Source organism: Bacillus paranthracis, assembly GCF_024296885.1.
Lineage (GTDB): Bacteria > Bacillota > Bacilli > Bacillales > Bacillaceae_G > Bacillus_A > Bacillus_A paranthracis.
The window spans coordinates 3,061,553-3,082,322 of sequence record NZ_CP101135.1 but is presented as its reverse complement, the minus strand read 5'-3'; the positions used below and the strand labels follow the sequence as shown (position 1 = coordinate 3,082,322).

25 protein-coding genes and 1 other annotated feature (1 of these 26 only partly in view) are annotated in these 20,770 nt (G+C 34.7%); of the genes, 16 read left to right on the top strand and 9 right to left on the bottom strand.

Going from position 1 to position 20,770, the window contains the following annotated elements; translation table 11 throughout:
• Window positions 1–113 (top strand) — a binding site (T-box leader) (it extends 93 nt beyond the left edge of the window).
• 5 nt (window positions 114–118) lie between these two features.
• The 4 genes from NLJ82_RS15790 (at window position 119) to NLJ82_RS15775 (ending at window position 3,737) form a co-directional block, all read left to right on the top strand.
• Window positions 119–1,156 (top strand): tryptophan--tRNA ligase, encoded by a 1,038-nt coding sequence (locus NLJ82_RS15790; protein ID WP_140418910.1) that lies wholly within the window; start codon window positions 119–121, stop codon window positions 1,154–1,156.
• A 210-nt stretch (window positions 1,157–1,366) separates the two neighbouring features.
• Complete coding sequence (locus NLJ82_RS15785) at window positions 1,367–1,930, top strand: maltose acetyltransferase domain-containing protein (RefSeq protein ID WP_000845609.1); 564 nt, start codon at window positions 1,367–1,369, stop codon at window positions 1,928–1,930.
• 336 nt (window positions 1,931–2,266) lie between these two features.
• Entirely contained in the window at window positions 2,267–3,295 is a 1,029-nt protein-coding gene (locus tag NLJ82_RS15780; protein ID WP_000003024.1) for an ROK family transcriptional regulator, read from the top strand.
• Window positions 3,296–3,356: 61 nt separating this feature from the next.
• Window positions 3,357–3,737, top strand: a complete 381-nt coding sequence (locus tag NLJ82_RS15775) for a VOC family protein (RefSeq protein ID WP_000687552.1) — start codon at window positions 3,357–3,359, stop codon at window positions 3,735–3,737.
• A gap of 59 nt (window positions 3,738–3,796) precedes the next feature.
• Here NLJ82_RS15775 and NLJ82_RS15770 read toward each other — a convergent pair whose 3' ends face one another.
• Together NLJ82_RS15770 and NLJ82_RS15765 are read right to left on the bottom strand one after the other, a co-directional pair.
• Window positions 3,797–4,246, bottom strand: coding sequence for an NUDIX hydrolase (locus NLJ82_RS15770; protein WP_000540485.1), 450 nt, complete (start codon window positions 4,244–4,246; stop codon window positions 3,797–3,799).
• Window positions 4,247–4,263: 17 nt separating this feature from the next.
• Entirely contained in the window at window positions 4,264–5,103 is an 840-nt protein-coding gene (locus NLJ82_RS15765; protein ID WP_000355457.1) for a DUF2785 domain-containing protein, read from the bottom strand.
• Window positions 5,104–5,226: 123 nt separating this feature from the next.
• Between NLJ82_RS15765 and NLJ82_RS15760 the strand changes: the two genes are divergently transcribed.
• The 4 genes from NLJ82_RS15760 to NLJ82_RS15745 all read left to right on the top strand — a co-directional run bounded on the left by NLJ82_RS15760 (window position 5,227) and on the right by NLJ82_RS15745 (window position 9,083).
• A complete protein-coding gene (locus NLJ82_RS15760; protein WP_000207375.1) occupies window positions 5,227–5,949 on the top strand; it encodes a GNAT family N-acetyltransferase in 723 nt (240 codons plus the stop codon).
• Window positions 5,950–6,128: 179 nt separating this feature from the next.
• Window positions 6,129–7,151, top strand: a complete 1,023-nt coding sequence (locus tag NLJ82_RS15755; RefSeq protein WP_000531487.1) for a tyrosine-protein phosphatase — start codon at window positions 6,129–6,131, stop codon at window positions 7,149–7,151.
• An 86-nt stretch (window positions 7,152–7,237) separates the two neighbouring features.
• The gene (locus NLJ82_RS15750) at window positions 7,238–7,948 is read left to right on the top strand and encodes a YjjG family noncanonical pyrimidine nucleotidase (protein WP_000875903.1); all 711 of its coding nucleotides are present in this window, start codon (window positions 7,238–7,240) and stop codon (window positions 7,946–7,948) included.
• A gap of 172 nt (window positions 7,949–8,120) precedes the next feature.
• On the top strand, window positions 8,121–9,083 hold the full coding sequence (locus tag NLJ82_RS15745; RefSeq protein WP_000955093.1) for a tubby C-terminal domain-like protein: 963 nt from the start codon (window positions 8,121–8,123) through the stop codon (window positions 9,081–9,083).
• Window positions 9,084–9,137: 54 nt separating this feature from the next.
• On the opposite strand, the gene NLJ82_RS15740 is transcribed toward NLJ82_RS15745, so the two are convergent.
• Together NLJ82_RS15740 and NLJ82_RS15735 are read right to left on the bottom strand one after the other, a co-directional pair.
• Complete coding sequence (locus NLJ82_RS15740; RefSeq protein WP_000896305.1) at window positions 9,138–9,341, bottom strand: helix-turn-helix transcriptional regulator; 204 nt, start codon at window positions 9,339–9,341, stop codon at window positions 9,138–9,140.
• Window positions 9,329–9,688 (bottom strand): DUF3796 domain-containing protein, encoded by a 360-nt coding sequence (locus NLJ82_RS15735; RefSeq protein WP_000859221.1) that lies wholly within the window; start codon window positions 9,686–9,688, stop codon window positions 9,329–9,331. The genes NLJ82_RS15740 and NLJ82_RS15735 overlap by 13 nt, the downstream gene beginning before the upstream one ends.
• Window positions 9,689–9,867: 179 nt before the next feature.
• On the opposite strand from NLJ82_RS15735, the gene NLJ82_RS15730 reads away from it, so the two are divergent.
• The 6 genes from NLJ82_RS15730 (at window position 9,868) to NLJ82_RS15705 (ending at window position 15,540) form a co-directional block, all read left to right on the top strand.
• The gene (locus tag NLJ82_RS15730; protein WP_000935861.1) at window positions 9,868–10,062 is read left to right on the top strand and encodes a hypothetical protein; all 195 of its coding nucleotides are present in this window, start codon (window positions 9,868–9,870) and stop codon (window positions 10,060–10,062) included.
• A gap of 86 nt (window positions 10,063–10,148) precedes the next feature.
• Window positions 10,149–10,874 carry an ABC transporter ATP-binding protein gene (locus tag NLJ82_RS15725; RefSeq protein ID WP_000570055.1) on the top strand — a complete coding sequence of 242 codons (726 nt, stop codon included), beginning with the start codon at window positions 10,149–10,151 and terminating at the stop codon, window positions 10,872–10,874.
• Window positions 10,867–12,525, top strand: a complete 1,659-nt coding sequence (locus NLJ82_RS15720; protein ID WP_000036892.1) for a putative ABC transporter permease subunit — start codon at window positions 10,867–10,869, stop codon at window positions 12,523–12,525. The genes NLJ82_RS15725 and NLJ82_RS15720 overlap by 8 nt, the downstream gene beginning before the upstream one ends.
• Window positions 12,526–12,581: 56 nt before the next feature.
• Complete coding sequence (locus NLJ82_RS15715) at window positions 12,582–13,340, top strand: SDR family oxidoreductase (RefSeq protein WP_000716986.1); 759 nt, start codon at window positions 12,582–12,584, stop codon at window positions 13,338–13,340.
• 337 nt (window positions 13,341–13,677) lie between these two features.
• Window positions 13,678–14,388: a hypothetical protein gene (locus NLJ82_RS15710; RefSeq protein ID WP_000782558.1), complete on the top strand. Its 711-nt coding sequence runs from the start codon at window positions 13,678–13,680 to the stop codon at window positions 14,386–14,388.
• Window positions 14,389–14,469: 81 nt separating this feature from the next.
• Window positions 14,470–15,540, top strand: a complete 1,071-nt coding sequence (locus NLJ82_RS15705; RefSeq protein ID WP_079994022.1) for a pyruvate kinase — start codon at window positions 14,470–14,472, stop codon at window positions 15,538–15,540.
• A gap of 54 nt (window positions 15,541–15,594) precedes the next feature.
• On the opposite strand, the gene NLJ82_RS15700 is transcribed toward NLJ82_RS15705, so the two are convergent.
• Together NLJ82_RS15700 and NLJ82_RS15695 are read right to left on the bottom strand one after the other, a co-directional pair.
• Window positions 15,595–15,876: a DUF1292 domain-containing protein gene (locus NLJ82_RS15700; protein ID WP_001997837.1), complete on the bottom strand. Its 282-nt coding sequence runs from the start codon at window positions 15,874–15,876 to the stop codon at window positions 15,595–15,597.
• A gap of 147 nt (window positions 15,877–16,023) precedes the next feature.
• On the bottom strand, window positions 16,024–16,707 hold the full coding sequence (locus NLJ82_RS15695; protein WP_000185746.1) for an NAD(P)H-dependent oxidoreductase: 684 nt from the start codon (window positions 16,705–16,707) through the stop codon (window positions 16,024–16,026).
• A 128-nt stretch (window positions 16,708–16,835) separates the two neighbouring features.
• Between NLJ82_RS15695 and NLJ82_RS15690 the strand changes: the two genes are divergently transcribed.
• Window positions 16,836–17,225, top strand: a complete 390-nt coding sequence (locus NLJ82_RS15690; RefSeq protein ID WP_000340663.1) for a winged helix-turn-helix transcriptional regulator — start codon at window positions 16,836–16,838, stop codon at window positions 17,223–17,225.
• A gap of 49 nt (window positions 17,226–17,274) precedes the next feature.
• On the opposite strand, the gene NLJ82_RS15685 is transcribed toward NLJ82_RS15690, so the two are convergent.
• Together NLJ82_RS15685 and NLJ82_RS15680 are read right to left on the bottom strand one after the other, a co-directional pair.
• Window positions 17,275–17,874, bottom strand: a complete 600-nt coding sequence (locus NLJ82_RS15685) for a hypothetical protein (RefSeq protein WP_000914519.1) — start codon at window positions 17,872–17,874, stop codon at window positions 17,275–17,277.
• A gap of 255 nt (window positions 17,875–18,129) precedes the next feature.
• Window positions 18,130–18,441 (bottom strand): hypothetical protein, encoded by a 312-nt coding sequence (locus NLJ82_RS15680; RefSeq protein WP_000860710.1) that lies wholly within the window; start codon window positions 18,439–18,441, stop codon window positions 18,130–18,132.
• Between the two features lie 347 nt (window positions 18,442–18,788).
• On the opposite strand from NLJ82_RS15680, the gene NLJ82_RS15675 reads away from it, so the two are divergent.
• On the top strand, window positions 18,789–19,268 hold the full coding sequence (locus NLJ82_RS15675; protein ID WP_001174509.1) for a YozF family protein: 480 nt from the start codon (window positions 18,789–18,791) through the stop codon (window positions 19,266–19,268).
• 75 nt (window positions 19,269–19,343) lie between these two features.
• Here NLJ82_RS15675 and NLJ82_RS15670 read toward each other — a convergent pair whose 3' ends face one another.
• Window positions 19,344–20,657, bottom strand: coding sequence for a histidine--tRNA ligase (locus NLJ82_RS15670; protein ID WP_012644492.1), 1,314 nt, complete (start codon window positions 20,655–20,657; stop codon window positions 19,344–19,346).
• Between the last annotated feature and the right edge of the window lie 113 nt (window positions 20,658–20,770).

Sequence of the window (20,770 nt, the reverse complement as noted above, 5' to 3'; positions counted from 1 at the left end):
CTGGAGCTTCTAACTGAAATGAGTAGGTAAAGACGGTTGCTTCACGTTAAGAAGTTGAAGTGAGCTAACAATAGCTAATTAAGGTGGTACCGCGGGAGTCTCTCGTCCTTTTTTAAGGATGAGGGGCTCTTTTTATTTTGAGAAAGGAGGAGTTAGGATGAGTGAGAAAATAATGTTAACTGGGATTAAGCCGACAGGTTATCCGCATTTAGGAAATTATATTGGCGCTATAAAACCTGCGTTGCAAATGTCAAAGAAGAATGAAGGAAAAGCATTGTACTTTATAGCTGATTATCATGCGTTAAATGCTGTGCATGATCCGGAGAAGTTCAGTAGTTATACGAAAGAGGTAGCAGCTACTTGGTTATCACTTGGACTTGGAGAAGATGTTATTTTTTACAGGCAAACAGAAGTGCCGGAGATTCTAGAATTAGCTTGGATATTAGCTTGCCTAACTCCGAAAGGGCTTATGAACCGTGCTCATGCGTATAAAGCGAAGGTGGAGCAAAATAAAGAAGCGGGTTTAGAGGTCGATGCAGGAGTGAATATGGGATTATATACGTATCCAATCTTAATGGCAGCTGACATATTACTATTCCAGGCTACGCATGTGCCAGTCGGAAAAGACCAAATTCAGCATATTGAAATTGCGCGTGATATCGCGACGTATTTTAATCATACATTCGGCATGACATTTACGCTTCCGGAGTATGTCATACAAGAAGAAGGAGCAATATTACCAGGGCTTGATGGAAGAAAGATGAGTAAAAGTTACGGGAATGTGATTCCGTTATTTGCGGAGCAAGAAAAACTAAGGAAATTAATATTTAAAATCAAAACGGATTCTTCACTTCCAAATGAACCGAAAGAACTAGAAACGTTATATACAATTTATAAAGAATTTGCGACAGAGGATGAAATGCAGTCGATGCGTGAAAAATATGAAACTGGCATTGGATGGGGCGATGTGAAAAAAGAGTTGTTTCGCGTTGTAGACCGTGAATTGGCTGGGCCTCGTGAGAAATATGCGATGTATATGAATGAGCCAAATTTATTATATGAAGCATTAGAAAAAGGTGCTGAGAAGGCACGGGCTATTGCGAAGGTAAATTTAGCGGAAATTAAAAAACGGATTGGATTTGAGAGGGGGCGCTGAGCGTTTCCTCTTTTTTCTCTATAACTTATTCGTCATATCGATGAGTAAAGCAAGGAGTTCGCATATTCTTTTGAAACTTATTAGTTGCATATATTAAAAAGTATGCTACTATAGGGTTACTTATTAAACATGTTTAATAAGTATAATGAAAGTCACTTAATAAAGATGTTTAATAAGTAGGGTTCATTTGATTACAAAGGAGATGATTGTATGAAAACAGAAAAAGAAAAGATGTTAGCGGGAGAAATGTATATTGCGGATGACGAAGAATTAGTAGCTGATAGGGTGGAGGCAAAACGTTTAACACGTCTTTATAACGAGGCAATGGAGACAGGAGATGAGAGGCGTTTTACATTATTAAATCAGCTTTTAGGTTCTTCAGCTGACGGGGCATCACATATTAAACCTACTTTTCGTTGTGATTATGGTTACAATATCCATATTGGAAAGAATTTTTTCTCCAATTTCAATTGTGTGATTTTAGACGTTTGTGAAGTGCGAATTGGGGATAATTGTATGTTTGCACCTGGTGTTCACATTTATACTGCTACTCATCCTTTACACCCGGTAGAGCGGAATTCTGGTAAAGAATATGGAAAGCCTGTAAAGATTGGTAACAATGTTTGGGTAGGCGGGGGAGCTATTATTAACCCTGGTATTTCAATTGGAGATAACGCTGTAATTGCTTCAGGGGCAGTTGTGACAAAAGATGTACCCAATAATGTAGTAGTTGGTGGTAACCCAGCTAAAGTTATTAAAACGATAGACTTATAGAAATCGTTTTTTATGAGTGCATGAATAAACAGATGTTGTATCGTATAGAAAATGTGAAAGATGTTTCATATAAAGAACAATAGTGCGGAAAATCGTACGAAGACATTACTTACTTCTTGAAACGCTCTTTTTCTTATTTGTTTTGCTGGTTTTCTCGTTTGCTGTAAGTTTCTCTCATCGGTTATACACAATTTTTAAGTATACTAGGGGAAGCATTCGGAATACTGCGAGTAGAAATATATCTTCTTTATTGCTTTAGAAAATGATGTATGATATATTGTCAACGCAACTTATTAAAAAGGTTTAATAAGTATGTTGATTAAGGTGGTGAGCGATTTGAGTGAACAATTTGTTACTCAAAAATCGATTAAAGAGACAATCCTTCGCGGCATTCGTAAAGTTCTTTTAGAGCGAGGTAGTGCAACGAAAGTTGAGCTTAGTAATACATTAGAAATTAGTTTTCCGACGATAAGTAAATTTATAGAAAAAATGAAACAAGACGGTGAAGTCACTTTAGCTGGTTTAGATGATTCAAGTGGTGGAAGAAGAGCGAAACGATATGAATATAATCCAGAATATATGTTAGGTTTAGCGATATTTTTAGAAAAAAATGAAACAAACTATACAATTTTTAACTGTTTAGGGGAAGTAAAAGAACAGGGGAGTACTTCAAGTATGTTAATTGATACGGGCGTAAATGTATTATCTAAACATATTGAAGGTCTTATCGCTACATTTCCGAAAATAAGCTCTATATCAATTGGTGTGCCTGGTTCGGTTGATAATGGTCGTATTTTTTATATTCCTGGATATGAAAAGTTCCAAAATTTTAATTTGAAAAGTCATTTGGAGGAACAGTTTTCTATACCAGTAGTAATAGAAAACGATATGAATGCTGCTGTTCTTGGTTATTATAAAAACACTGGAAACTATGATAATTCCTCTCTTGTATATTTGTATTCCGGTCAAAATGGTCCAGGTGCAGGTATTATGGTAAATGGAGATGTCGTACGCGGAAGCACATTTTTCTCAGGAGAGATATCTTTCGTCCCGCAGTATAATAAAAAAAATTTCTTGCAAGCTTTGAGAAGTGAAGATTCGAATAATCCAGAGGAATATAATATAGATGCTATTACTCGTTTAATCGCTACATGTATAGCTATTATTAACCCGCATGCCTTTATCTTCTGTGATGATGAAGTGAATCAATTTGTAATAGAGCAAATTGTAAAAAGTTGTCCGCAGTACATTCCGGCAGAACATATTCCGAAAATAACAGTGAGCAATTGGAAAGAAGATTATTTATATGGATTAAAAAGTCTAGGACTTGATCTTATGATTACGAGAACGAATAAAGAAAATTAAATGTGCTGGCAATGAAGCATCCAATTTTCAGTTGAATAACATAAAAGAAAAGGTGCCAATTATGAAAATTGAACATGTAGCAATTTGGGTGAATGATTTAGAAGGAATGCGTGATTTTTATAAAAAGTACTTTAATGGTGAAGAAAATAGCTTATATCACAATCCGAAAAAGCAGTTTGAATCTTATTTCATAACTTTTGAAGGTGGTGCGCGTCTAGAACTTATGAAGCGGGTAGGGATAGAGGATGCATTACAAACAGAAACAATAGGATATGCGCATATTGCTTTTTCTGTAGGTAGTAAAGAAAAAGTGAACGAATTAACGAATACATTAAGAGAAGCAGGATACGCTGTGTTAAACGGCCCACGAACTACAGGGGATGGTTACTACGAAAGTGTAGTAAGTGATCCTGAAGGAAATCAGATTGAGATAACGATCTAACATGAACAACCTCATTTCGCATTATCATGACGGGAGATGAGGCTGTTTTATTTTTATCTTTAATTGGAGTGATGAAAATGGCGAAGAATCCCCTCAATAACTGGATGAAGAGTACTAGGTAATTCATCAAGCGGAAAGAAACGTAATTCTTTTGATTCTGTTTGATCACATACAAGCTCACCGTGAAATTCTCGGCAAATATAAACAACGAGTACACCGTGTACTTGATCGCCATTTGGATAGATTTGAAAGAAATCTGGTCCTGAGTATGTACGGAATAGTTCTGGATTTTTAATAATAAGTCCAGTTTCTTCATATACTTCTCGCTTTAAAGCGTCTTCTAACGTTTCGTTATATTCCAAGGCGCCGCCAATAATACCCCAGCGGTTAAAGTCGGTGCGGAGCTGCAGCAATACTTCACCTTTTTCATTTACTATAATGGCGTGTGATCCTATTAAAATCAGTGGCTGATTTCCTACTAAATTTCTCATATCTTCAATATAACCCATAGTTGTTCTCCTTATATCTAGTAATAATTAGGAAGTTCTTTTAACATTCTTTCTGTTTTCCGTGCTGTAAAGGCTAAGTTATGATCATCTTTCGTTCTGAAAAATAAAGTGCGTAAAAAGGTTTTAATGTTGGCACATAAAATACAATACTCATTTAACGAAAGGCGTTTTCTAATTTGAGGAAGCCTTTTTATTTTTTTATGAATAATAGAAATTAACTCGTCTTGCGGAAAGTCATGATACAACATCGCTAGTAATGGCGTAACAATTCGTTCATCTTCGTTATTATGAAAAAGGTCAGATGGAATAAAGATTTTATTTAATAAGCAATGAATTAACTCCTCGTACCATTCAAAAGTTGTATACGTATTATGAACAATTTCCGTAAAGGCATCAGATACGTGAGCAAGACAATGAGCCCATCCTTTATTTTCAATATAGCCTCGAAAATCTGTTTCTAAGTTTGTATATGTAATGAGTTTGTTTTTTATTTCTTCGATATCCTCCTCAGTAAAAAAGTAGTGCGAGTTAGCGAATTGGAGTATTAACGCAATTAACGAAACAGTGTATGAACGGGTGAAAACTCCATCTGTATGCGGAGTGTAAATGTCACAATATAAATACTCATCACTTAAACAAGTATGTAAAAGCAATTTCAGCTGATCATCCATAAGAAATTCATGATGAATAAAATGTACAAAACATTTATATATAAGCTGGTAACGAACGTAACTATCAGTCGTTCCGATATACTGAAGCATATGGAGCGTTAATTCATTTATATCTATATGTCGCAGTTGCGTATAGTCATTTTGTTGTATAAGCTCTAACTGTTGTTGCAGCGCTGTAATATCCAATGGAGAACCTCCTCCGCACTTTAAAGATGCGATGTTTTCTAGTATTCTATATATTCAAGGACAATCCTGCTCATGCAAGGAGAACAAGTAGAAATTCAAGTATGACATAGATGAGGGAAGAATATGACGACCATAGAACAGTTAGAAAAACATTTTAAAATAAGAAGAAATGCTTCTTCTATCATGATAAAAGAAAATAATGCAGAGATTTTTACAGAAGAACAATTAAAGGAAATGATGCAATATTGCGTTGCTGAGGCTGAAGAAGAGGGAATAGAAAACTTACATTTTGAGATTTCTTCGAAAAGCCCCAATTATAATATGTATAAAAAATGTTTTGAAACGTATTCGTTTGAATATGTTACTGAAAACATCATTGTGTTTAAGGATCTATATAAAGTAGAAGATGTAGAAAGTGAAATTGATTTTAAGTTGATTGAAGAAGTTGGTGAAAATGCTTTTTATTCACTTTGGAACGAGATGACAGAAGAACAAGTCACTTATGATCAATTTGTAAATATGATGCTACAGGAAATTGGAGAGCAATGGAAAGAACATTGTTTAACTGCGAGTATTAATGAAGAGCCGATCGGAATTGTAATCCCACATATTGAAAAGGGGACGTTAGAAGAAGGAAAACTTATGTATTTCGCAGTCGCTCCAAATATGCGAAATAAAGGATACGAAGCAGCATTCTTTACAGGAGCAATGTTTGTATTAAAAGAAATAGGAGCATCTTATTATATCGGTGAGACAAATGTGCAAAATGAGTGGATGAAGGATATTTTTGAAAAGAACGGATGTCAGCTGCTTAGTTCTACTGAGCGGTATGTGAGGAAGTTTTAGGATGATGAATGATGTACTCTCTTGAACTCATTTCGAGGAAATCCATGTACAAATTTTGAACAAGTAAAAGAACTTTTTGCCTGTTTGTAAGATAAAAAGAAAAATGAGAACGACAAAGTAGATATTTGTATAATACAATAGGGTAAGGTTCGATTATAAGAGAAAGCGTTGGTGAAAGAATGGGGCAGCAAAGACATTGGTTACAAGCAACTGTAAAAAGAAATGAAGATAATACGTTACAAATAAAGTGGGAAAATAATATAGAGGAAGTTCGCATTTACTGGAGTACTTCGCCAGATCATATTGAAGAAAATGGAGAATTACTTGCAACGGTAAATGGAGAATCATCATATACAATTGAAAACCCGAGCGAAAATGAGCGTCCATATTTTAGACTAGTAGGTAGTAATGGACAAGCAGTGACAGTAGCTGAGCGTAGACTGCCATTACAAGGCGCGTTTAACTTCCGTGATATGGGAGGATATGAAACGACAGAAGGCCGTAAAGTAAAATGGGGTAAATTATACCGCTCTGAAGAATTAGCAGGACTAACAGAGTGGGATATTGCGTATTTACAAAAGTCTGGTTTAAAGTTAATTTGCGATTACCGTACAGACTTTGAAGTGAAGCATAAACCAAACCCTGAGATTACAGGAGCTCGTCAAGTGTGTTTACCAGTTATGCAAGACTTAGCAAAAGACTTGAACATAAATGAGTTTTTCCAAGTTGGTGACCTTTCTATGTTAGGCAAACCAGGCGAATACCTTGTGAAAATGAATCAAGATTTCGTAAGTGGTAACGAGGCGTTCGTAAGCTTCTTAAACTTAGCGCAAAACCCGGAAAACTTACCGTTAGTAAACCATTGTACAGCTGGGAAAGACCGTACTGGATTTGGATCAGCATTATTATTACTTTTACTAGGTGTACCAGAGAAAACAGTAATGGAAGATTATTTACTAAGTAACGGTTTCCGTGAAAAGTTAAACGAGAAAATGATGGCCTTTTTAGGTGCAAAACTACAAAACGATGAGAGTAGAGCGATATTAGGTGCGATGTTCGAAGCACGTGCTGAGTATTTACAAGCTGCGATTGATGAAGTGAAAAAGCAATATGGTTCAGTTGAAGCGTATGCTGAAAAAGCACTTGGCTTTACGAAAGAGTCATTAGAACAAATGAAAGTTTTATTGTTAGAAGATAAATAAAGAGGAGGGAGGCTGATTGGATTAGCCTCCTTTTCTTATTGTTGTTATAATTAGGCTATGAGAATATAGGAATTGAGGAGAACATCATGAAATACAAAGTTATATTATTCGACGTAGACGATACATTATTAGATTTCCCTGAAACGGAAAGACACGCATTACATAATGCGTTTATACAGTTTGGTATGCCTACAGGGTATACTGATTATCTTGCAAGTTATAAAGAGATTAGTAATGGGTTATGGAGAGATTTAGAAAATAAAATGATTACGTTAAGTGAATTAGCGGTAGATCGATTTAGACAATTATTTGCACTTCATAATATAGAAGTAGATGCGCAGCAATTTAGTGATGTATATCTTGAAAACTTAGGGAAAGAAGTACATCTTATAGAAGGTGCAGTGCAATTATGTGAGAATCTACAAGATTGCAAGCTAGGCATCATTACGAATGGATATACGAAGGTGCAACAATCTAGAATCGGAAATTCGCCTTTATGTAATTTCTTTGATCATATTATTATTTCAGAAGAGGTTGGTCATCAAAAACCAGCACGTGAGATTTTTGATTATGCATTTGAAAAGTTTGGGATTACGGATAAATCAAGTGTACTAATGGTTGGAGATTCGCTCACTTCTGATATGAAAGGCGGAGAAGATTACGGCATTGATACGTGTTGGTATAATCCGAGTTTGAAAGAGAATAAGGCAAGTGTTAAGCCGACTTATGAAGTGAAGAGTCTGCTGCAAATTTTAGAATTTGTAGAAGTGGCGGAAGAAAAGGTAGTTTCATTTTAATCGTGTCGATATTTGTTGATAAGTCGATATTCTTTGTCGAATCGTCGATATATCGAAAAAATCGTTGATATATTTTAAGTTACGGTAGATATATTGGCAAAATCGTCGATATAATTTGAGTTGCGTTCATTTTATAGGTACGATCGGTGTAATAACTAGAGGTGAGTGAAAGATGTTAACGTTTTTATTTGAGTTAGACAAGAATATCCCACAGAAAGATGAGCCGCGGTATGATGCTTATTCAAAAGGCTTTATCGAAGGGGATGTAACGATTCGCGTGAGTGACAGCGTGCTTTTTCAAAAGTCATGCATGAAGGTCGCAGAGCTTGGCATTTATTTAGGGCAGTGGATGGAGCAAGTGCAGCACGGGCAGAATGTACATATGAATTATGAAACGCCTGACCGTGATGAGACAATTCTTAGTTTCTTCTATGAAGAGGACAATCAATGGAGAGTTTCTTCCAGTTGGCAACAATTTGAGGTTCAGGAATGTATTTCTACTACAGCATTAGTGGAGAGTGTTCAGCGTTATTTATATGAGTTAAATAAAGAACTGCGCGCGTTAGAATATCCTGTGACGTTTGATCAGTACTTAAGAGGAGAGCGGGTGATGCAGCTTTCTTACAAACGACTGTGTGATAGTAAAGCGGATACGGTGCCTATTGAGGTTTACAATGGAAGTGACAGAGTAGGCACAGTACGAGGCTATTATAAAAATACGTTGATGAGAGTGCTAGATTTCATTCCGAAAGTCGGTAGTAATATCATTTATGAAATAAAGGATAGCAAGGACAATATTCGCGTCATTGCAAAGGATGTAAGTAGGCAGCGCCAAAGAAAGATTTTAGTAACATATAAAGATAATCATGATGCAGAGCATGAAATACTTGTATGTGACGGAAAGTTATTGGATGCAAATTTCTTATTTACCTTTACATATAAGAGAGAAGAATTTGTTGTTCATAAAACTACTTTTGGGATGGGAAAGTTATTACGAAAAGGCTATGTAATTGCAGATTGGAATATTCGTCTTGAGGAAGATATGTATCACATCGAGATGAATGTATACGATGAAGATTATATAGAAGACCAATATTTACTGTTGGGCGTATTTCATGCGGTTTTGTATGGGTGATCGTTGTATAAATGAAAAATACCGGTATTCTTTGTGAAAAGAATGCCGGTATTTTTATTTATCCTCAAAAATAAAAACTTCATCAATCGTACTATGAAGTGCCCTCGCAATATCGTGAGCAAGCTGCAAGGAAGGGTTGTATTTTCCTTTTTCAAGGTGGCTAATTGTTTCACGACGTACACCAACACTCTTTGCTAAATCTTCTTGTGTCATGTTCAATTTGGCGCGGTATTCTTTTATTTTCGTTACGAACGCCATGGTGCATCTTCCATTTCATCAACTGGTTTATCGTAAAAGAACATAGAGAATCCGAACGTAAGAATAAGTGTGCCGAAAATAAGAGCGATATCAATTTCTTGTAGCACCGGGTTTGGAAATAACATTTCAATGAACATAATGATAGCGGTAGTTAGTAACGTAACGATAAAGGCATTGCGGCACGATTTATTAACGATTTGTTCAAACAGTTCATCGTGTTGAACCGTTCTATATGAGGTGAAAAAGGAGAAGAAACAAAACATAGTAAACAATCCTTTTTCATAAAAAAAGCCAAGAAAACCGAAGAAACCGAGAAATCCTAAATATTTTATCCAAGTTGTTTTCATGATAGGGCCTCCTAATCATTTTAGAAATAATTAACATTATGTTATAAATATATCACATATGGATAGGAATGGTAATAATAGTTTTTTAGTTTGCTTCATAATAATAGTAAAAAGAGGAAATATGCTGCGAAATAAAGAGGATAATATTGTAAAATGGTTGTAAGGAGGGGGAGGAAGGTATGCTAAATTGGATCATGATCGTTGTATTACTTGTAGTGATTACTGTAGTCGCGACGGTGTTAATTGGGCGAAAGGGTGATGCAAATTATAGTAAAGCGACAAAGGGGAATATTAGAAGGCTTACGATGATTTATATTATACTAGCTGTCGTTTTAATCGTTGGGTTAGGTCTGTATATTTATTTTAAAGGTTAAAAACTGAAAAATACAAAAATATAAAAATATAAGTATGCTATAATGTTGATATAGTTATTTGGTAATTAAGGAAAGGATTGGATGGAATGATTGAAATTATGAATGTGTCAAAAAGTTATAATGGTTCTACCTATGCAGTAAAAGATTTAAGTTTATCTGTGCCTAGCGGAGAAATCTTTGGATTTTTAGGGCCAAATGGTGCCGGTAAATCAACGACAATTAAGATGATTACTGGTATCCATGGGGTGGACAAAGGGACGATTACGATTAACGGTATAGATATTATGAAAAATCCGATGGAAGCGAAAAAGACGTTTGGTTATGTCCCAGATAGTCCAGATATGTTTTTACGATTAAAGGGAATTGAATATTTAAACTTTATGGCAGATATGTATGAAGTGCCGAAAGAAGTACGCCAAGAACGAATTGAGTCCTTAGCGAAGAAATTTGATCTTTATAATGCTTTATCAGATCAAATTCAAAGTTACTCGCACGGTATGAGACAAAAGATTGTTATTATTGGTGTGCTCGTGCATGAGCCAGATGTATGGATTTTAGATGAACCGTTAACGGGGCTTGATCCGAAATCTGCATATATTTTAAAAGAAATGATGAGAGAACATGCGGATAAAGGAAAGATTGTATTCTTCTCTACACACGTATTAGAAGTGGCAGAAAAATTATGTGACCGCGTCGCGATTATTAATAAGGGGAATTTGCAGTTTAAAGGGAATTTAGATGAAATGAGAGATCATTTTAAATCCAACGAATCACTTGAAAAAATGTTCTTGGAGATGACGGGCAATGAGTAAAATTTGGACGTTAACGAAAGTATTATTGAAATTAAATTATGCAGATTTTATAACAGATAAGAAGAAGCGATGGGCGTATGTATTTTCATTTGCAGCTATTTTATTTGTCGGCTTTTTACTGTTTGGTTCTATTACGCATGCAATGTATGAGGGAATGATACATTTAGGGCAAGATCCAGGAATGATTATCGCAATGGGACTTGCGATTGCGAGTATATGGGTATTTTTAATGAGTATTACGAACATTTTAACTGTATTTTACTACAGCAATGACATTGAAATGTTATTACCATTACCATTAAAACCAGCGCAAATTATTTCAGCCAAATTTTTAACGGTATTAATTACACAATACGTAATGAGTTCATTTATTTTATTACCGATCTTTATTACGTACGGTTTAAAAAGTGGCGCATTTATTACATATTACATATATATGATTTTCATTTACTTACTCTTCCCAATTGTGCCGTTAGTACTAGCTTCGTTACTGATGACAGTTATTATGAGGTATACAAATATAGGGAAAAATAAAGACCGAGGAAATATATTTATCGGAATCGTAAGTATACTATTTATTGTAGGAATTAACGTATTTTTGCAGTGGAAAAATAAAAGTTCGTTTTCTGAAGATGCAATTGCGGATTACCTTGCAAACAACCAGTCTTCTCTTTTAGTACAAATGACAAACTATTTTCCAACTACATATTTTGGAGCAGTAGCATTAGTAGAAAATGCAAATTGGAAGGGGCCTTTATACGTAATAATCTTTGCACTTATTTCATTTGTATTTTTTATGTTGTTTTATTACATTGCAGAGCGTACATATTTAAAAGGGGTTATTGGACTTTCAACGAGTACAGCAAAAAAAGAAGTCATTTCAGCAGAAGGTTTACAAAAATCAACGGTACAAAGTTCACATTTGAAAGCGTATGTGAAAAAAGAATTTAAAACGTTATTCCGTACACCACAATTTTTCTTAAATTGTATCGTACAAACTTTCGTTATGCCGATTATGTTGTTCTTCGTTTTATTTGTACAAGATGGAAATTTAAAATGGGTTACGAGTTATATTAATAATCCAAAATCAGCAGGGCTTGCAATTGGCGTTGGCCTTTGTGCCTCTCTATTCTTAATGGGAAGTAATGTCATCGCAACAACTTCATTCTCACGTGATGGAAGCTCTTGGTTTGTGAATCGATATTTACCTGTAAAAGCTTCGGATATCTTTTTTGCAAAAGCAATCACGGCTTGGTTAATTAATGTAATTATTTTAGCAGTGTTCGGTATTACGATGGCAGTTGTAGCGGGAATTTCTCCTGTTTTCATGTTACTGTGGTTTTTACTAAGTGCGAACGGCTTACTGTTAATTAATTTAATTGGTACACGCTGGGATGCACAAACTGCAGATATACATTGGGATACAGAGCAGAAATTATTTAAGAGCCGCTATACAACTTTGTGGAATTTTTTAGCTAATATTTTAATAGCTTTAGTTATTGTAGCGGGAGTAAGTCTATTATACTTCTTCCTTCAAGTGGGACTGTGGGTTATGTTTATCGTTTTATTTGTAATGTTTACGATTGTAAATTATATCTTTATTAAAATTTTAAAATTAGGTGCAGAACGTATATTGTCAAATATTGAATAAAAAGATAGATCCTCTGTATTCGTGCAGAGGATTTATCCATAGGTGGAGGAGAAAAGGTGAAGAAAATAGCAATTGTAACAGGGGCCACTCGTCTGAATGGAATTGGTGCAGTTGTATGCAAGGTGCTTGCTCAAAAAGGAATAGACATTTTTTTCACGTACTGGTCTCAGTATGATAAAGCGATGCCGTGGGGAATGCATGACAAAGAGCCCTTTTTGTTGAAAGAGGAGATTGAAAGTTACGGTGTTCGATGTGAAATGGCAGAAATCAACTTATCGCAGTCGTATTCGCCCAATCGTTTGTTTTATATGGTATCAGAACGGTTAGGTGATCCATCTATTTTAATTAATAATGCAGCGTATGCTACTCATACGAGAATTGAGGAATTAAATGTAGAACAGTTAGATAAACATTATACGGTTAATGTTCGGGCTACTATGTTATTAAGTTCATTATTTATAAAACAGTATGCAAGCAAGGCGAGTGGAAGTATTATTAACCTTACTTCAGGGCAGTCACTAGGGCCGATGCCTGATGAATTAGCATACGCAGCAACGAAAGGAGCAATTGAAGCATTTACAAAATCAGTAGCACCAGTTGCGATGGAGAAGGGGATTACAGTAAATGCTGTTGATCCAGGACCGACGAATACAGGATGGATTACAGAGGAGCTGAAGCATCATTTAGTATGGAAGTTCCCGCAAGGTAAAGTAGGAGAGCCGGTGGATGCTGCGCGCTTAATATCTTTTTTAGTAAGTGAAGAAGCGAAATGGATTACTGGGCAAGTTATTCATTCGAATGGTGGTTACTCATAAATATATTATGTTAACAATTGTTGAGAAACAAAAAAACGAAAGAAAATTTTATTTTTTTGTATAAATAAAATGTCAAGAAAGATAAAAATTTGATAGAAGAGTATATCGTCATATGAAGATCGTAATGCTTCATATGACAATATACTCTTTTTCTTTTACTACAGAGAAGAAAAATGAAGTAGAAGAAACTCGAATATTCAAATTGATTTATCAGTTTTTGTACGTATTATTATGAAGATTACTGTCGGAAAGATGGTAATTCGTATGAAAAGGGATTTTTTAAGGGGAAATCGAATCGTAAAGGGGAGGATAAAAACGTAAACATAGGGGGATTTATATGAAAATGAAAAAGGTCGCTATCGCATCGATAACAATTGGTACAATGCTTACTATGGCAGCTTGTAGTCCGTCAGCAGATAAAGAAACAGAAAAGAAAGAGCAAGTAACTGCGCAAAATGAAGGAGAAGTAAAAACGACAAGTACAGATGAAACGTCAAAAACAACGAAAGATACTGACAAAGAAACAAATACTTCTTCCAACGAAAAAACAGATAAAGATGCAAAAAACACGAAAGAATCATCAGGAACAGAAAGTAACGGTAAAACGTCAACTCAAAACGAGAATGTAAAAACAAAAGAAAAAGAGACGACAGGAAAGACGAATGATCAAACGACTAGTGGGAAAACAACAGATCAAAGTACAAGTACAAACTCAGACGGAAAAACAACGAAAGATCCTAAGAAAAGTGTAGCTGTGAAAACGAGTGTGAAAGAAGTTGCTGCATTAGTTGATAGCTTAGATAAGCAATTAGCTGCTAATCCGAAATTAGAAACAGTAAATAAACTTGGAAAACAAATTAATGCAAAGTGGGATGTAATTGAGAAAGAGTTAGAAACATCACACCCAGCTGAATATAAAACAATCGGACAAAGTATGTATCCATTAATTGTAGGAGCGGAGAAAGAAAAGATAGATATTACTAAAATGAAGTCATTAACGACGAAAACGAAAAAAGATTTAAATCAGTTATTGACGAAACTTTCGTAGTTTCAAAAGCCTACTTGTGTGAGTAGGCTTTTTTTACGTTGAGAGTGTAATGAAGGTTTATGGGAATCATAATGAAAAAGGATGGTGATAAAAGTGACAATCGATCGAATTTGTACAATTGGTCCAGCAAGTAATAATAAAGAAACGTTAGCGCAGTTAATAAGCAATGGTATGAAAATTGTTCGGCTAAATTTATCACATGGGACGCATGAAAGTCATAAAGATATCATTCGTTTAGTGAAATCATTAGATGATTCTATTAAAATTTTAGGCGATGTACAAGGTCCTAAAATAAGGTTAGGTGAAATGAAAGGAGAACAAATTACACTTCAGGCGGGAGATTCTTTTATTTTGCATACGCAACCAGTTACAGGGAGTAGTACGGAAGCAAGTGTTGATTATGAAGGGATCGCGAATGATGTGAAAGTCGGAAGTAGAATTTTAATGAATGATGGTGAAGTTGAGTTAATCGTTGAGAAAGTAAGTACGGATAAAATAGAAACGAAGGTGAAAACAGGTGGTAATATCTCCTCTCATAAAGGGGTGAACTTACCAGGCGCAATCGTTCGTTTACCAGCTATTACAGAGAAAGATAAAAAAGATATTCAGTTTCTTTTAGAAGAAGGTGTTGATTTTATCGCATGTTCTTTCGTAAGAAAACCTAGCCATATAAAAGAAATACGAGATTTTATACAACAGTATAAAGAAACGTCACCTAATTTAATTGCAAAAATAGAAACGATGGAAGCGATCGAGAATTTTCAAGATATATGTAAAGAAGCAGATGGAATCATGATTGCAAGGGGAGATTTAGGAGTTGAGTTACCGTTTCAATTTATTCCGCTCTTGCAAAAAATGATGATTCAGGAATGCAATCGAACGAATACATATGTTATTACAGCGACACAAATGCTTCAATCTATGGTAGATCATTCTATTCCAACAAGGGCAGAGGTAACGGATGTGTTCCAAGCTGTACTGGACGGGACGAATGCCGTTATGCTTTCTGCTGAAAGTGCTTCAGGAGAGCATCCGGTTGAAAGTGTGAGTACACTACGTCTCGTTTCTGAATTTGCTGAGCATGTGAAAAAAGACGGTCCTTTTGCGATGAAAGATGTACTGGAATTGCTGCATAAGTCTTTGGATGGGTGATGAATAAAAAGAGGACGGATATGTATCCGTCCTCGTGTTTTTCATTCATTCATTCTACTCTTGCTCTTGCTCATCCAAAATCTTTTCAAACGCAGCAGATACTTTTTCAAATTCCTCGTCATTCTCAATATATGAGAATTCACTATCTTCTTCTACTTTTAAAAAGAAAATATCAATGTCTTCCTCGGTTTCTGTTTGGATATCTTCAACAAAGGCAACTGCAATATATTCTGCACCTTCGACATCCATCGCTCCAAGTACTTCTACTTCTTGCTCTTCGTTATTCTCATCACTAAGCGTAAACACTTCGCCAACTTCAATATCAGACATATTCATTCTCCTCCTGTCCAACTCTAATAAATAGAGCGTTTAAACTGCATACATACTAATATAGTTTTCCATGAAAAATGAATTTCATACATAGGAAAAATCAAATTCTACTTCTTTTGTATGGGTATGCAGCTATAAGGAGCGCATGTTATCTTATTCAACCCATTCAACAATTGCATCCATAGTCTGTCTTGTTTTATCACGTTTTGGCTCTTCTTTACGGTAACCAAAGGCAACCATTACAGATACTTCAAAATTATCTTCTTTAATAATGCCTTCTTGACGAAGTAAAGAATCTACTTTCTCTTTATCAAATCCTTCTATGGGACAAGAATCAATGCCAATTTGAGCTGCGCTCGTCATCATATTACCTAAAGCAATATAAGTTTGCTTAGATGCCCAATCAAATACAGCACGATCAGATTGTAATAAGTTAAAATCTGTTTCCTGGAACTTTTTGAAGAATTCATATCTAATTTTTTGCACGTCTTCAGGTAATTCAATAATATCATTCATCATATGTTTAATATAATCTGCATCATAATGCATATCTTTAATATTTCTTGAAAGAACAATGACAAAGTGGCTAGCTGTTGCAAGTTGCCCACCAGCGCCCCATGAATATGGTTGTAGTTTTTCTCTTAATTCTTTATTTTGTACGATAACAAATTTCCAAGGTTCATATCCGAAAGAAGAAGGGGATAATCTGCCTGTTTCTAAAATGAATTTAAAATCTTCTTCTGAAATTTTGTGCATAGGATCGAACGCTTTACATGCATGTCTGAAATGAAAAGCATCCATAATTTTTTCTTTTGTAGTTTGATTTGTATTTGTCATAAAAGTTCCTCTTTTCATTAATTTATTTTGTAACCAAATTATATTTTTAAAGTAACATAGAAACAAGTACGCACATTTATGTGGTATAGTATCAAAAAAGATACTAATGTTAAGGGAAGGGATTTATTATGGATTGTTCAAACGAAAATAATGTAAATTACCCGTTTTTAAATAAATATTCTTGTCCAGTGGAAGCGATGGTTGAGGTCATTGGAGGGAAATGGAAAGGGGTAATTTTGTATCATCTATTAGATGGGACGAAGAGGTTTAATGAATTAAAAAGATTAAAACCTAATATCACACAAAGAATGTTAACATTACAGCTGAGAGAACTTGAAGCAGATGGTATCATACATCGTGAAGTGTACCGTGAAGTACCTCCAAAAGTAGAATATTCGTTAACGGAGCTTGGTGAATCGCTTCGTCCAATGATTCTATTAATGATGGAGTGGGCGACTCATAATATGGAGAAAGTTTTGGAGAGTAGGAATACGAAAAATAATAGGAAAGAGTTGTAGAAATAAAAGGTGTTTTCCATATGTGAAGACACCTTTTATTTTCATGTTTTTACTTTTTAACATCAACTGCTGAAATTGCGAAGTCATGCAAGTTTACAGTTTTGCCATACCAATCAGCGTGTTTAAAAACAACACCTTTTCCATATCCTTCAGTTGAAGTATGTTCCCATAGCGTTGTTGAATAGCTAGCAGTAGGGGATGCTGTACTTACAGAAGAAATTCTATTTTGCCAACTAAGAGGCAAATTTTTAAAACCGCTACTAAGAGAAAAATACTCGCCACCTTTATTTGCATGTTCATAGAAATCTGTATTATTAGGTCCGCTTCCTCCGACACCAAGAGGAGTGATTGTATGATTCAACCTTTGTTTATCTTTTTTAATAAAAGACTCTAAACTTTCTTTGGTCGAAAATCCATAAGATAACCAGTTTCCATTTTGATTTTGTTTCGGTAGAACTAAAGTTATTTTTATGTCTTCCTTTGATGGAGCATCCAATTTGTTAAACGAATCTACAGTCTTTTCATCTACAGTTACATATTCAAAAGAGGTAATCGAATAACCCTTTTCGGTACTAGCTGATACTGATCCTAACCCTACAGTTAATGATGAAATGGCTACCACTGCACCTACTATCATTTTTTTTAGCATGAATTCATCTCCTTTACACTTAGTTTTTTATATAACTAAAATGTATGTTAATTTGAATATTTTATAAATATTTAGAAATTCATAAAAATTAAACATAATATTCTTTTATTGGTCTGGGGTAAGGAGGGTAATTTGAAAAAGGATTTACTTAAAAAGTAAATCCTTTTTGGGTGTTAGCAATAACGTTATTATGTAAATTTTGCAATTTGCTAACTGACTTCAAAACTCTACTGATTAAAGTTTCATTTTATCCTGTTATGAATCATACACTTCTTTTGCATTCATAGAAGCCGCATCTAATAAAAGGAAAATGGCTGCTATAATATGTAGAACGATTACTATATAAGGAAAGAAGGCAACTAGAGTAACGATAATGCCAATATAATGAGGGTACGTATTCATGTCTACTTTTTTAGCTAATAAAATAGTAGTGATATGTAACACAATCAATAAAAGTAAAGGTATCCCATATAGGTTAACGTGACTTAGAAATAAATAATAACAAGGAAGTAATAAAAGATGATAGATCCCTGTAGTCCACTTTAGTGCTTGGATGTAGGTTTTCAAAGTGAATCCTCCTAAAATAATTCATATCTATATATTACCAAAAATAATAGGTAACTGGATATTGTTTATTTGTAGCTTTTAATAGATTATAATAATTTTATGTAAACTAATTGTTGGGTATCTATAAAATAGAAAAACCACCTCAATAAGGGGGAATGGACGTTATCCACATCGATCAAACAGTAAGTAATAAATATTTGACTAGATTATTGAGTTAATCTCAGTTATTTAAAAACTTGTATACGAGATTCTATAAATGTATGAAGACGCTTTTCGTTTAAGGGATAATATATCCATTGTTTTTAGGGAACAGTAATTCAAAACTTAAAACAATGGAGGTTATACTAATGCAAAAAGTACTTTTTTCTTTCTTTTGTATATTTTGTTTTGTAATTGGAAGTTCTTTCACTGTTCATGCTTTTTCTCCAAAGCAGTTGCCGGTTTCTCAAACATCAGATCGATGGAAAATAGAAATTAAGCAACCTGATAAAAAAACTGGTTTAGTTACATCTAAAAAGGATGTTTTTGATACGTATGGTTTCGAGGTTCAAGATATTGGGAAGGACGCTTATCATGTAACGGTTGAAGTATTTCGAAATGAACCACATTCTCAAACGAAGTATGAACTTTTCACTTCTAAAAAAGATCATGTGTTAAGTAAAGAAGTTGCTTTTAATCATGCGAATTTTCCTATATCCGTTCAGTCTAATGAACTTGAAGTTATTATAACTTGGCAAGAGAGGCCTTCGAGAACATTAGAAAATGGACAAAAAGATTGTGAAGCGGCGAGAAAATATAAACAAACATTTACATTTAAACAAAATTAAATTGTGCGTAAAAACTCCATTATTTGTTAATGGAGTTTTTTATTCTATCATTTACATTTTGAGAATACTTCACAGTCATAACGTAGTAGGCGTAGTAAAGTACTTATTTAGTGTATTGTCTTTCAAAGAAGAAAGCGGAACCTTCACTTCACTACCTTCCTTCATATTCCGCAGCACAACAGTTTCTGTACTAAGTTCTTCTTCCCCAATAATAAGCACATAAGGGATATTCTCTTTATTTGCATAATTAAGGGCGCGTTTTAATTTGCGTCCCGCTAGTTCAAGTTCGATTTTTAAGGAAGTGGTAGAACGTAATTGCTGGGCGATTTGTAAGCATTGTAATTCTGTTCCGAGCGGGATGATAAATACATCCGCTGTAGATGATACTGTTTCTTTCTGTGATAGTGCTGTATAAATAACGTCTAAACCGAATGAAATACCGACTGTTGGATAGTTCATATCATCACCACGGAATGCTCCAATAATATTATCGTAACGACCACCGCTACCGATGCTAGATGTAATTGATCCATCTTTTAAAAAGATTTCATATACGGTACCTGTATACATTGTGAGTCCTCGCGCTAAAAACGGATTAAATATAGCATTTTCATTTATTCCAAGTGCGATTAAATATTGCTGTAATTGTTGTAATTCGTTTACTCCATCGGCAACGAGTGGATTATTGAAAGCTTCTTTAAAGTCAGCAATTGAAAGCTGTAGACAAGATAATACGGTATTACATATCGTATCAGCCATTTCTTCAGAAATTCCGCGCTCTAATACATCTTTTTGTACGCCATCAATCCCAATCTTTTCGATTTTGTCTAATGATAAAATGACGTCACTTGTTAATTCAGTAGGGATGTTAATGGCCTGAAGAATACCATTTAACAATTTGCGGTTATTATATTGGATCGTTACTTCTAAGTTTAACGTTCGGAACAGTTCAAACGCCATGCTCATAAGTTCCGCTTCTGCCATGACAGATTCAACACCGACAATATCAACGTCACATTGTATAAACTCACGAAATCTCCCTTGTTTAATAGGGCCATCTCGAAATACTTTCCCAATTTCATACCGTTTAAAAGGAAGGCGTATGTTTGGATTCATTGCCACAACTTTTGCGAATGGAATTGTCAAATCGTAACGTAAGGCAAGTGCGCGTTTTCCTTGATCCTGAAGTGTATATATTTCTTTTAATATTTCATCACCACCGCCGTACTTGTAAGACATAAGTTCATACATATTTAATGTCGGCGTTTCTAACGGTTTACATCCGTATCGTTCAAACGTGTCTTCGCACGCTCTTTTAATTTTATTTCGTAGTACTTGTTCCTCTGGTAAATAGTCTTTCGTTCCTTTTACATTTCTCATTTCCACCATAATCACTCCTTTTTAAATTAAAAAAAGCTATGCAGGTATAAAAATACCCACATAGCTTTATAAACGCTTCGTGGGTCAACAGGAAAAGCCCTGTACCCACGAAGAAAAATTTT

Excerpts from the sequence above, each read along its gene's own strand:
- NLJ82_RS15745 (WP_000955093.1), top strand. The coding sequence starts at position 8,121 with ATGTTAACGTTTTTATTTGAGTTAGACAAGAATATCCCACAGAAAGAT.
- NLJ82_RS15770 (WP_000540485.1), bottom strand. The coding sequence starts at position 4,246 with ATGGGTTATATTGAAGATATGAGAAATTTAGTAGGAAATCAGCCACTG.
- NLJ82_RS15760 (WP_000207375.1), top strand. The coding sequence starts at position 5,227 with ATGACGACCATAGAACAGTTAGAAAAACATTTTAAAATAAGAAGAAAT.
- NLJ82_RS15695 (WP_000185746.1), bottom strand. The coding sequence starts at position 16,707 with ATGACAAATACAAATCAAACTACAAAAGAAAAAATTATGGATGCTTTT.
- NLJ82_RS15750 (WP_000875903.1), top strand. The coding sequence starts at position 7,238 with ATGAAATACAAAGTTATATTATTCGACGTAGACGATACATTATTAGAT.
- NLJ82_RS15705 (WP_079994022.1), top strand. The coding sequence starts at position 14,470 with ATGGTGATAAAAGTGACAATCGATCGAATTTGTACAATTGGTCCAGCA.
- NLJ82_RS15690 (WP_000340663.1), top strand. The coding sequence starts at position 16,836 with ATGGATTGTTCAAACGAAAATAATGTAAATTACCCGTTTTTAAATAAA.
- NLJ82_RS15675 (WP_001174509.1), top strand. The coding sequence starts at position 18,789 with ATGCAAAAAGTACTTTTTTCTTTCTTTTGTATATTTTGTTTTGTAATT.
- NLJ82_RS15730 (WP_000935861.1), top strand. The coding sequence starts at position 9,868 with ATGCTAAATTGGATCATGATCGTTGTATTACTTGTAGTGATTACTGTA.
- NLJ82_RS15790 (WP_140418910.1), top strand. The coding sequence starts at position 119 with ATGAGGGGCTCTTTTTATTTTGAGAAAGGAGGAGTTAGGATGAGTGAG.
- NLJ82_RS15710 (WP_000782558.1), top strand. The coding sequence starts at position 13,678 with ATGAAAATGAAAAAGGTCGCTATCGCATCGATAACAATTGGTACAATG.
- NLJ82_RS15720 (WP_000036892.1), top strand. The coding sequence starts at position 10,867 with ATGAGTAAAATTTGGACGTTAACGAAAGTATTATTGAAATTAAATTAT.
- NLJ82_RS15700 (WP_001997837.1), bottom strand. The coding sequence starts at position 15,876 with ATGAATATGTCTGATATTGAAGTTGGCGAAGTGTTTACGCTTAGTGAT.
- NLJ82_RS15670 (WP_012644492.1), bottom strand. The coding sequence starts at position 20,657 with ATGGTGGAAATGAGAAATGTAAAAGGAACGAAAGACTATTTACCAGAG.
- NLJ82_RS15775 (WP_000687552.1), top strand. The coding sequence starts at position 3,357 with ATGAAAATTGAACATGTAGCAATTTGGGTGAATGATTTAGAAGGAATG.
- NLJ82_RS15785 (WP_000845609.1), top strand. The coding sequence starts at position 1,367 with ATGAAAACAGAAAAAGAAAAGATGTTAGCGGGAGAAATGTATATTGCG.
- NLJ82_RS15725 (WP_000570055.1), top strand. The coding sequence starts at position 10,149 with ATGATTGAAATTATGAATGTGTCAAAAAGTTATAATGGTTCTACCTAT.
- NLJ82_RS15685 (WP_000914519.1), bottom strand. The coding sequence starts at position 17,874 with ATGCTAAAAAAAATGATAGTAGGTGCAGTGGTAGCCATTTCATCATTA.
- NLJ82_RS15740 (WP_000896305.1), bottom strand. The coding sequence starts at position 9,341 with ATGGCGTTCGTAACGAAAATAAAAGAATACCGCGCCAAATTGAACATG.
- NLJ82_RS15755 (WP_000531487.1), top strand. The coding sequence starts at position 6,129 with ATGGGGCAGCAAAGACATTGGTTACAAGCAACTGTAAAAAGAAATGAA.
- NLJ82_RS15735 (WP_000859221.1), bottom strand. The coding sequence starts at position 9,688 with ATGAAAACAACTTGGATAAAATATTTAGGATTTCTCGGTTTCTTCGGT.